The sequence below is a fragment of the Kitasatospora sp. NPDC059803 genome, from assembly GCF_042732255.1.
Lineage (GTDB): Bacteria > Actinomycetota > Actinomycetes > Streptomycetales > Streptomycetaceae > Kitasatospora.
Genome location: NZ_JBHWIJ010000320.1, coordinates 1 through 9,364 on the forward strand (window position 1 = coordinate 1; position 9,364 = coordinate 9,364).

At 75.9% G+C, this 9,364-nt stretch carries 8 protein-coding genes; 5 read left to right on the forward strand and 3 right to left on the reverse strand.

Features of this window, described 5'->3' with window-relative positions:
- Positions 1-192 precede the first annotated feature (192 nt).
- Both ACFV6I_RS33650 and ACFV6I_RS33655 read right to left on the reverse strand, forming a co-directional pair.
- Entirely contained in the window at positions 193-1,758 is a 1,566-nt protein-coding gene (locus tag ACFV6I_RS33650; RefSeq protein WP_380429491.1) for an ATP-binding protein, read from the reverse strand.
- A 1-nt stretch (position 1,759) separates the two neighbouring features.
- Positions 1,760-2,437: a response regulator transcription factor gene (locus ACFV6I_RS33655; protein ID WP_063346253.1), complete on the reverse strand. Its 678-nt coding sequence runs from the start codon at positions 2,435-2,437 to the stop codon at positions 1,760-1,762.
- Positions 2,438-2,572: 135 nt separating this feature from the next.
- Here ACFV6I_RS33655 and ACFV6I_RS33660 point away from each other — a divergent pair, with 135 nt between their 5' ends.
- Both ACFV6I_RS33660 and ACFV6I_RS33665 read left to right on the forward strand, forming a co-directional pair.
- A complete protein-coding gene (locus ACFV6I_RS33660) occupies positions 2,573-3,193 on the forward strand; it encodes a hypothetical protein (protein WP_380429493.1) in 621 nt (206 codons plus the stop codon).
- Between the two features lie 142 nt (positions 3,194-3,335).
- Positions 3,336-4,064: a hypothetical protein gene (locus ACFV6I_RS33665; protein ID WP_380429496.1), complete on the forward strand. Its 729-nt coding sequence runs from the start codon at positions 3,336-3,338 to the stop codon at positions 4,062-4,064.
- Between the two features lie 134 nt (positions 4,065-4,198).
- Here ACFV6I_RS33665 and paaK read toward each other — a convergent pair whose 3' ends face one another.
- Complete coding sequence (gene paaK, locus ACFV6I_RS33670; protein ID WP_244293574.1) at positions 4,199-5,455, reverse strand: phenylacetate--CoA ligase PaaK; 1,257 nt, start codon at positions 5,453-5,455, stop codon at positions 4,199-4,201.
- Positions 5,456-5,868: 413 nt separating this feature from the next.
- Here paaK and ACFV6I_RS33675 point away from each other — a divergent pair, with 413 nt between their 5' ends.
- The 3 genes from ACFV6I_RS33675 to ACFV6I_RS33685 all read left to right on the forward strand — a co-directional run bounded on the left by ACFV6I_RS33675 (position 5,869) and on the right by ACFV6I_RS33685 (position 9,337).
- On the forward strand, positions 5,869-7,467 hold the full coding sequence (locus tag ACFV6I_RS33675; protein ID WP_380429498.1) for a hypothetical protein: 1,599 nt from the start codon (positions 5,869-5,871) through the stop codon (positions 7,465-7,467).
- Between the two features lie 20 nt (positions 7,468-7,487).
- Positions 7,488-7,910 carry a hypothetical protein gene (locus tag ACFV6I_RS33680; RefSeq protein ID WP_380429501.1) on the forward strand — a complete coding sequence of 141 codons (423 nt, stop codon included), beginning with the start codon at positions 7,488-7,490 and terminating at the stop codon, positions 7,908-7,910.
- Between the two features lie 248 nt (positions 7,911-8,158).
- Positions 8,159-9,337 (forward strand): ROK family protein, encoded by a 1,179-nt coding sequence (locus ACFV6I_RS33685; protein ID WP_063346257.1) that lies wholly within the window; start codon positions 8,159-8,161, stop codon positions 9,335-9,337.
- The last annotated feature ends 27 nt before the right edge of the window (positions 9,338-9,364 follow it).

A 9,364-nucleotide genomic window follows, 5' to 3' on the forward strand; every position in this document is an offset into this window, starting at 1 on the left:
CCGCTGGACGACTGCGACGCGCTGTCGCAGGACGCCGCGCCCAGGCCGAGGGAAATCGCTGCGGTCACCGCGAGGACGCGGCGCAGCCCGATGCTCATGAGGATGCCTTTCCGATTGGTTGGGTCCACCCCTCTTTCGTTCGAGTCTGGGAACCTTCGGCCGCGACCACGATCCCGGTGCGCCGAATGGGTCTCAAGCCACCGTCGGCGGGTGTCCGTCAAAAGGCGTCCGCGAGGCGGAGGCTGGCGGGACGGCAGGCCCCGGGGCGGGGGCCGGCGGGACGGCAGGCCCCGGGGCGGGGGCCAGCGGGACGGCAGGCCCCGGGGCGGGGGCCGACGGGACGGCGGCCAGCGGGAGGGTCGCCGTGAGCCGGGCCCCGGACGGCGTCGGGGTGACGGCCAGGGTGCCGCCGTGGTGGCGGGCGATGTCGCGGGCGATCGGCAGGCCCAGGCCGCTGCCGCCCTCGTCGCGGCTGCGGGCGTCGTCGAGGCGGGTGAAGCGTTCGAAGACGCGCTCACGGTCGGCGGGCGGGATGCCCGGGCCGTCGTCCTCGACGTCCAGGACGGCCACGCCCCGGGCGCGGTCGGCGGCGAGCCGGACGTGGACGGCGCCCGCCGCGTGCCGGTCGGCGTTGTCGAGCAGGTTGGTGAGCAGCCGGCCGAGCCAGAGAGGAATGCCTTCGACGGCCACCGCGGGGGCCAGGTCGGTGGTGCGCCGGTGCGGGCCGGCCGGGCGGCCGAGCACGGTGGCGGCGACCAGCCCGGTGAGGTCGATCCGCTGCCGGGGCCGGTCCTCGGCGCCGCCCGCGTCGAGCCGGGCGAGCAGCAGCAGGTCGGTGGCGAGGCTCTGCAGCCGGTCGGTGTCCTGGAGCGCGCCGTGCACCAGTTCGGCCCGGACGGCCGGGTCGGGGTGGGTGTCGGCGACCTCCAACTGGGTGCGCAGCACCGCGAGCGGGCTGCGCAGTTCGTGCGAGGCGTCGGCGATGAACTGCCGCTGGCGCCGTCCGGAGGCCTCCAGCCGGTCGAGCATCGCGTTCATGGTGGCGGCCAGGCGGGCGATCTCGTCGGCGGTTCCGGGCTCGGGGACACGCCGGTGCAGGTCCCGCCCGGTGATCGCGTCGACCTCGGCGCGGATGGCCTCCACCGGCCGCAGCGCGTGCCCGGTCACCCGCCAGGTGACGACCACGCCGATGAGCAGCAGCAGCGGGCAGGCGACGGCGAGCGCGGCCTGGGTGGTGTCGAGTGCCTCGTCGGCGGCGCGCAACGAGGCGCCCGCGTAGACGGTGACCGGCCCGCCCGGGGTGTCGGCGGTGACGGCGGTGAGCCGCTGGCGGTGGTGGTCGTACAGCGGGTCGACGTCGTCGGTGGTGCGCGAGCCGGTGCGGTGGGCGGCGGTGAGGGCGGTCCGGCCGGCCAGGTTGGGGCTGGCGGCGAGGACGGTGCCATGGGCGTCGACGGCCTGGAGGAAGTCGGTGCCGTGGCCGGCGTGCAGGACGGGCGTCAGCCGCCCCTGGACGGCGAGTTGGGCGACGGACTCGGCCTGCTGCCGGGTGGCGGAGGCGGCGGAGGCGACCAGGTCGGCGTGCAGGGCGGTCAGCAGTCCGGCGCCGGCCAGGGCCAGGGCCGCGGCGAGCACCGTACCGGCGGCGGCGGTGGCCCGGGCGCGCACGGACCGGGGGACGAAGCGGCGCAGCGGGCGTGGGAGCCCGGGGCGGCGCGGCGGGGTGAGGAGGCGGCGCGGGCACAGGCGCGGGCGCATCTCAGCCGCCGTCGGGGGCGAGCCGGTAGCCGGCGCCGCGCATGGTCTGGAGGGCGGCGCGGCCGAACGGGGCGTCGATCTTGCGCCGCAGGGCGTGGATGTGGACCTCGACGATGCTCGGGTCGGCGTCGTGGTCGGCGTCCCAGACGTGGTCGAGGATCTCCCGCTTGGAGACCACCGTCCCGGCGCGCGCGGCCAGGTACTCCAGGATCGCGAACTCACGGGCGGTCAGCTGGGTGGGGTGGCCGGCCCGGACGCAGGTGCGGGCGTTGGCATCGAGGACCAGGTCACCGAGGGTGTGCAGGCGCGGGCGCCGCTGGTCGACCCGGCGGTGCAGGGCGCGCAGCCGGGCGAGCAGCACGACGAAGGAGAACGGCTTGGACAGGTAGTCGTCGGCGCCGGTGTCCAGGGCCTCCGCCTCGTCCCATTCGCCGTCCTTGGCGGTGAGCATCAGGATCCCGGCCCGGCAGCCGCTCGCGCGCAGCCGGGCGCAGACCCGGTAGCCGTTGAGGCCGGGCAGCATGATGTCGAGGACGATCACGTCGTAGGGGTGGCGGTCGGCGAGGGCGAGGCCTTCGGGCCCGTTGTGGGCGGTGTCGACGGTGTGGCCGTCGGCCTCCAGGCCGCGGCGCAGCGCGGTGGCCATCCGGCGTTCGTCCTCGACGACGAGTATGTGCATCCGTTCAGGGTGCCAGGTGGTTCCGCGCGGTCCGTCGGCGGCTTAAGCGGGGGTTCAGGAACGGTCCGCCATGATCGCCGGGCGCGCCCGGGGGGATCCGGGCGCGCTGAGCAGCCAAGGCAAGGAGAACGCCCGATGAGCGACGCCACGTCGTCCACCACCCCGCTCCCGGAAGGCCCGGCGGACCCGGCGGACCCGGAGCAGGCTTCGCAGGCGCAGCCGACCCAGCAGGCGCAGCCGCAGTCGAAGCGGCCCCGGGCGGCGCGGCTGCGCGGTTGGGCGGGCGGACGGGAGCGCCGGATCGCCGCCGGGGTGGCCGCCGTCGCGCTGATCGGCGCGGGCGGGCTGGTGGCACTGGCGGTCGCGCACGAGGAGCACGGGCGCGGGGACCACCGCGGGCTGAGCCGGGCCGAGGGCGGCTCGTCCGACGAGCACGGTGGCCGCAACGGCGGCCGCACCGCGCACGACGGGACCGACGGGACCGCCGGGAGCGACCGGGGCGAGGGACACGCCAAGCGCGGCCGGACCGCCCCCGCCCCGCTCCCCTCCCTCGCCGCCTCGACCGCGCTGGAGAAGGCGCAGGGCGCCGTCCCCGGCGGGCGGGCCGAGTCGCTGCGGCGCGTCGCCCAGCAGGGCGGCTCCGCCGCCTGGGCCGTGGTGGTCGTGGGCCCGGACGGCGTGCGTCACCTGGTGACCGTGGACGGCACCAGCGGTGAGCTGACCGGGAACACGGTCGTCGACGGGTCCGGGCGCTGACGTGGCCCGGCACGCGACGACGATCCGGCACGCGACGACGGCCCGGGCCGCGACGATGACACGGGTCGCGGCCCGCCCAGACGCCCTGGCCGGGGGCACCCCTGCCGAGGGAGCCCCGGCGGGGGCCAGCAAGGTCCCGGCGGTGGACGGCTGGTTCTGGCTGGTGAAGGTGCTGACCACCGGTATGGGCGAGACCCTGTCGGACTTCCTGGCGCACACCGTCGGCCCGGTGCCGGCGGTTGCGGCGGCCGGGCTGTTGCTCGCCGTGGCGCTGCTGGTCCAGCTGCGGCTGCGCCGCTGCGTGCCCGGGGTGTACTGGGCGGTGGTGGTGCTGGTCAGCGTGTTCGGCACGATGGTCGCCGATGTCGCGCACGTCGCGCTGGGCGTGCCGTACGCGGTGTCGGCGGGCGGGCTGGCGGTGGCGCTGGCCGCGCTGTTCGTGCTCTGGCACCGGGTGGAGGGCTCGCTTGCGATCGACCGGGTGACCGGGCTGCGCCGGGAGCTGTTCTACTGGGCCGCGGTGCTGCTGACCTTCGCCCTGGGCACGGCGCTGGGCGATCTGACGGCGGCCACGCTGCGCGCCGGGTACTTGCTGGCCGGTCTGGGCTTCGCCGTGCTGATCGCCGTCCCGGCGGTGGCGGCGCGGGCCCGCTGGGTGGGCCCGGTGGCCGGGTTCTGGTGGGCGTACGTGCTGACCCGTCCGCTGGGCGCCTCGTTCGCGGACTGGCTGGGCGTGGGCGCCGACCGGGGCGGCCTCGGGCTGGGCACCGGCCCGGTGAGCCTGGCGCTGGCGGTGCTGATGGTGTCCGCCCTCGGCCTGGCGGCCCGGGCGCGCCGTCGGCGGAGGGCGGCTGGACGCTCCACCGCCTGACCGTCTACATTGATGTAGACGCTGGAGGCGTAGGGCATCACCCCCCGGACAGCCCTACGCCTCCGGCCTCGCAGGCCCCACGCCCCTGGGCCCCACGCTCACCCAGGCCCCAGGACTGCGGGCCCCCTCCGGCCTCACCCCCGCTCGTCGACCACCCGCCGGATCTTCCCGACCGAGCGTTCCAGCGCGTACGGCTCCACCACCTCGACCGCGACCGTGACGCCCACCCCGTCCTTCACCGCCCGGACGATCGCCTCCCGCGCCGCCGCCCGCTGCTCGGCCGGGGCGTCCGGCCTCGCCTCAACCCGGACGGTCATGTGGTCCAGCCGCCCCTGCCGGGTGAGCCGCAGCTGGAAGTGCGGCGCGACGCCCGGGGTCCGCAGCAGCACCTCCTCGATCTGGGTCGGGAAGACGTTCACCCCGCGCAGGATGATCATGTCGTCGCTGCGCCCGGTGACCTTCTCCATCCGCCGGAAGGCCGGCCGCGCGGTGCCGGGCAGCAGCCGGCTGAGGTCGCGGGTGCGGTAGCGGATGACCGGCAGCGCCTCCTTGGTGAGCGAGGTGAAGACCAGTTCGCCGCCCTCGCCGTCGGGCAGCACCTGGTCGGTGAACGGGTCCACGATCTCCGGGTAGAAGTGGTCCTCCCAGATGTGCAGCCCGTCCTTGGTCTCCACGCACTCCTGCGCCACGCCGGGGCCGACCACCTCGGAGAGGCCGTAGATGTCGACGGCGTGCAGGTCGAGCCGGTCCTCGATCTCGCGCCGCATCTCCTCCGTCCACGGCTCGGCGCCGAAGATGCCGATGCGCAGCGAGGTGCTGCGCGGGTCGACGCCCTGCTTCTCGAACTCGTCGAGCAGGGTGAGCAGGTAGGAGGGGGTGACCATGATGATCTCGGGACGGAAGTCCTGGATCAGCTGCACCTGCCGGGCCGTCATGCCGCCGGAGGCCGGGATGACGGTGCAGCCGGCCCGCTCGGCGCCGTAGTGCGCGCCCAGCCCGCCGGTGAACAGCCCGTAGCCGTACGCGATGTGCACCTTGTGCCCGGGCCTGCCGCCGGCCGCGCGGATCGACCGGGCGACCACGTCGGCCCACATCGACAGGTCGTGCTCGGTGTAGCCGACGACGGCCGGGCGCCCGGTGGTGCCGCTGGAGGCGTGGATCCGGCGGACCTGCTCCATCGGGACGGCGAACATGCCGAACGGGTAGCCCTCGCGCAAGTCGGCCTTGGTGGTGAAGGGGAAGCGGGCGAGGTCGGCCAGGGTGCGGCAGTCCTCGGGGCCGACGCCGGCCGCGTCGAACTTGCGGCGGTACAGCTCGACGTTGTCGTACGCGTGGCGCAGGGTGGCCCGGAGGCAGGTGAGCTGGTGGGCGCGCAGCTCGTCGACGCCCATCCGCTCGCCGGCGTCCAGCAGCGCGGGCGGGATCGGCTCACCCAGGCGCCGGGCGGGCTTTTCGCCACGGCCGGGCTCTTCACCGCAGGCGGGCTCTTCGCCGTACGGGCTCGGGGCGGGTGCGCTGCCGGTCATCGTCGCTCCTCCGCAGGTCGGCCGGGACGGGTGCGCCGACCGATCGTTCGGTCAGGACGACCCGCACGCCAAGTAACCCAGCGCCCGTACCGGCTGTCAAGGGGTCGCACACCAGATCCGGAATGCGAAGTTCCGACCACTTCGGGTGGAGATCGAACACCCACCTTGGCTGGCCGATATGAAAATCATTACAGAAGTTTGACCCGTGCACGGCATCACCCGGCCCGACCGCGTGGTTCAGTAGTGCGGTTTCTCCCCCGCACCCCGGAGTGATCACCGTGCCCACGACTCCCGCCCTGGTCAGCGCGCTGCGCGAACTCGGCGACCGACCCGCCGTCGTCGCCGACGGGCGCGCGATCAGCGGCATCGGCCTGCTGCTCGGCGTCTCCCCGCCGGGCGGCCTGCCCCGGACCCTCGCCCAGCGCGTCGCCGCCCACGCCGCGCTGCCGCCCTCCGCCGCCCGCACCGCCGAACAGCGGCTGCGGCACTGGGCGGGCGTCCTCGGCCCGCCGCCCATCCGGCACACCGTGCTCCACCCCGCCACCGACCTCGCCGTCGAACTCGCCCTCGCCACCCTGCTCGCCGGCGGCACCGTCCACTGCGGCGACCCCCGGCAGGACCCCGAGCAACAGCTCGTCGACCTCGCCGCCAGCGCCACCACCCACCTCAGCCTCCCCTCCACCCTGCTGTGGCGCCTCAGCCGCCGCCCCGACCTCGCCGACCACGACCTCGGCGCCCTGCGGCTCGTCCTGCACGTCGGCCCCGAACCCCGGCAGGACGACGTGTACGCCGCCGTCGACGCGCTCGGCGCCGTCCTCGCCCACGTCCGCGCCCCGCACAGCCACGCCGAAGCCGCCGACCGGCGACTGCGCACCGCCGCCGACGCCGCCGACGCCATCGCCTGGAAACACGCCATAGGCGTCACCGCCGAACAGGTCCAGGCCTTCGGCACCCACCTCGACCACGCCGTCCTGTCCGCACTGCTGCTGACCCTCCAGCAGAGCGGCGTCCTCACCGACCCCGGGCACGGACACACCGAGGCCGAGATCCTCGCCGCCGCCCTCGTCACCCCCGCCCAGCGGCCCCGGGTCGGCCGCTGGCTCGACGCACTCACCCGACACGGCCTGATCACCCGGCACGACGACGTCCACTACGGCCGACCCGAACTCACCGCGGCCGAGGTCCGGGAGGCCTGGCGGCCCGCCGTCGAGACCTGGAACGACGGGCTCGGCCCGGTCGCCGCCCTGGACCGGATCCGGCGCGGCGCACTACGGCTGCCCCGGCTGATCACCGGCGAGGAGGCACCCCGCCCGGCCGCCGCCCCGATCCGCTGGACGGCCGCCCGCGGCTACCTCGGCGCCGCCCTCGGCGCGCTGGTCCGCGGCCTCGCCGAGACCCACGACGGGCCACAGCCGCTGCGCATCCTCGAACTCGGCCAGGACGACGCCGACTCCACCGTCACCCGGGCCCTCGCCACCCGGCCCCGCCCCGGCGCCGACCACCACCAGCTGCCCGACGGCGGCCGCTACGACCTCGTCGTCGCCACCGTGACCGGCCACCCGGACACCGCCGTCCCGGAGCTGGTCGACCTGCTCGCGCCCGGCGGGCAGCTGCTGCTGCTCGCGCCCACCGGCGAACAGCTCGACCTGCTGATCACGGGGAACGCCGAGGCCGGCGCCGGCTCCCCGGCCTCCCCGGGATCCCCTGCCGCCGCGGTCTCCGCCGCCCCCGCCGCCCCCGACTTCCCGGCGCTCCCCGCCGAGCGCTGGCGGGCCGCCCTCACCGCCGCCGGCTGCCCGACCGTCCTCGCGCTGCCCGAGGACGGGCACCCGATGGGACTGCTCGGGCAGCGGCTGTTCGCGGCGCGGATGCCCTGAGCCGCCGCTACCATCGGGCCGTGCCCGACTCCCCCGTGCAGTTCCTGCGGCGCTTGCCGCCCTTGCGCCCCTTCCAGCCCCAGCGGCGGCCGCGGTCGCTCCGGTCCAAGGCCTCCCTGGCCTCCCCGGCCTCCCTGGCCTCCGTCTGCTCCATCGCCTCCCGCTCCTCGATCGCCTCCGTCTGCTCGATCGCCTCCGTCGGGTCCGTCGGCTCGGTGCTGTCGATCGGCTCGGCCGGCTCCGTCCTCTCGATCGGGTCGGCCGGCAGCGTCCTCTCGGTCGGGTCCGCCGGCAGCGTCCTGTCCCTCGGGTCGGCCGGCTCCGTGCTCAGCGCCCTGTCGGCCGGCTCCCGGCTGAGCCTCGGCTCGCTGCTCTCCGCCCGTTCCCGCTGGTCGGTACGGTCCCGGCGGCCCGGCGGCGGGCGGCCCGTGGCCGGGCCGTGAAGCCCGGGTCGTGCACCACCACCCGATGCGTACCATTTCGATACCGAAGCCTGGATGAGCTGCAAGGATTCTCGCCCACCGGGCCCACCCCCGGGTAGGCTCCGCTTGTCCTCCGGCCCTGGCGCAGGCGGCCCCGCGCCGCCGTGCCGCGTTCCGGGGGTGGCACACCCCCCGCGGGCCATTCGGTGGGCACCGCGCACTCGACACCGCGCGCCAGGGCAGTCGCGCGAACGGCGAAGGGCATCGCATTGGCGGATCGGCTCACCGGAGGAGACTCCTCGCTGCTGCGGCGGATCAACGCGGCGGTCACGCTTCGGGCGCTGCGGACCGGCCACTCCGTGACCCTCACTCAGCTCGTCGGCGAGACCGGGCTCTCCCGCCCGACCGTCGAGGGCGTCATCGAGGGTCTGGTCGAAACCGGGCTGGTCGCCGAGGTCGACCAGCCCAAGGAGGACGGCCAGCCCGGCACCGGCCGGCGCGGCCGACCGGCCCGCTGGTTCCGGTTCCGCGCCGAGGCCGGGCACATCCTCGGCATCGAGGTCGGCGTGCACGACATCCGCGTCATCCTCGCCGACCTCACCGGCGAGGTGGTGGGCAGTCACTTCAAGCCGGTCGACGAGACCCTGGACGCCGAGGACCGGCTCGCCGCCGTCCGCACCGCCGTCGCCGAGGTCCTGCGCAAGGCCGGCATCTCCCGCGACAACCTCTGGGCCGTCGGCATCGGCACCCCCGGCATCGTCGACCGCGACGGCACCATCCAACTCGGCACCGCCATGCCCGGCTGGACCGGTCTCGACCTCGGCGCCCGGCTGCGGCGCTCCTTCCGCTGCCCCGTCCTGATCGAGAACGACGCCAACCTCGCCGCCATCGCCGAACACTGGCAGGGCGCGGCGGTCGGCGCCGGCGACGTCGTCTTCGTCATGGCCGGCCTCAGCCCCGGCGCCGGCTCCCTCATCAACGGCAGGCTGCACCGCGGCCACGGCGGGGCGGCCGGCGAGATCGGCGCCCTCCACCTGCTCGGCCAGGAGGTCACCCCCGAGCGACTCCTCTCCACCACCGGCAAGCCGCTCAACCCGCTCGACGAGGCCGCCGTCGCCCGCGTCCTGCGGCTCGCGCGGGAGGGCGACGAGGTGGCGAAGGTCGCCATGGACCGCTTCCTCACCCGCCTGGTCCAGGGCGTCGCCGCGCTCGTCCTCGCCATCGACCCGCAGCTCGTCGTGATCGGCGGCTGGGCGGCCGGCCTCGACGGCGTCCTGGAACCGCTGCGCGAGCGCCTCGCCCAGTTCACCCTCCGCGCCCCCGAGGTGGCGCTCGCCGCGCTCGGCTCCGAGGTCGTGGCGATGGGCGCGCTGCGCGTCGCCCTCGACCACGTGGAGGACCAGCTGTTCGCCGTCGACCCGCCGACCACCGGCAACGGCCGCGCCTGACGGGCGCGGGGGGGGGGCGGCCGGGCC

What these genes read in the sequence shown, in the direction of transcription:
- ACFV6I_RS33650 (WP_380429491.1), bottom strand. Translation starts at nt 1,758, where the DNA reads ATGCGCCCGCGCCTGTGCCCGCGCCGCCTCCTCACCCCGCCGCGCCGC.
- ACFV6I_RS33655 (WP_063346253.1), bottom strand. Translation starts at nt 2,437, where the DNA reads ATGCACATACTCGTCGTCGAGGACGAACGCCGGATGGCCACCGCGCTG.
- ACFV6I_RS33660 (WP_380429493.1), top strand. Translation starts at nt 2,573, where the DNA reads ATGAGCGACGCCACGTCGTCCACCACCCCGCTCCCGGAAGGCCCGGCG.
- paaK (WP_244293574.1), bottom strand. Translation starts at nt 5,455, where the DNA reads ATGGGCGTCGACGAGCTGCGCGCCCACCAGCTCACCTGCCTCCGGGCC.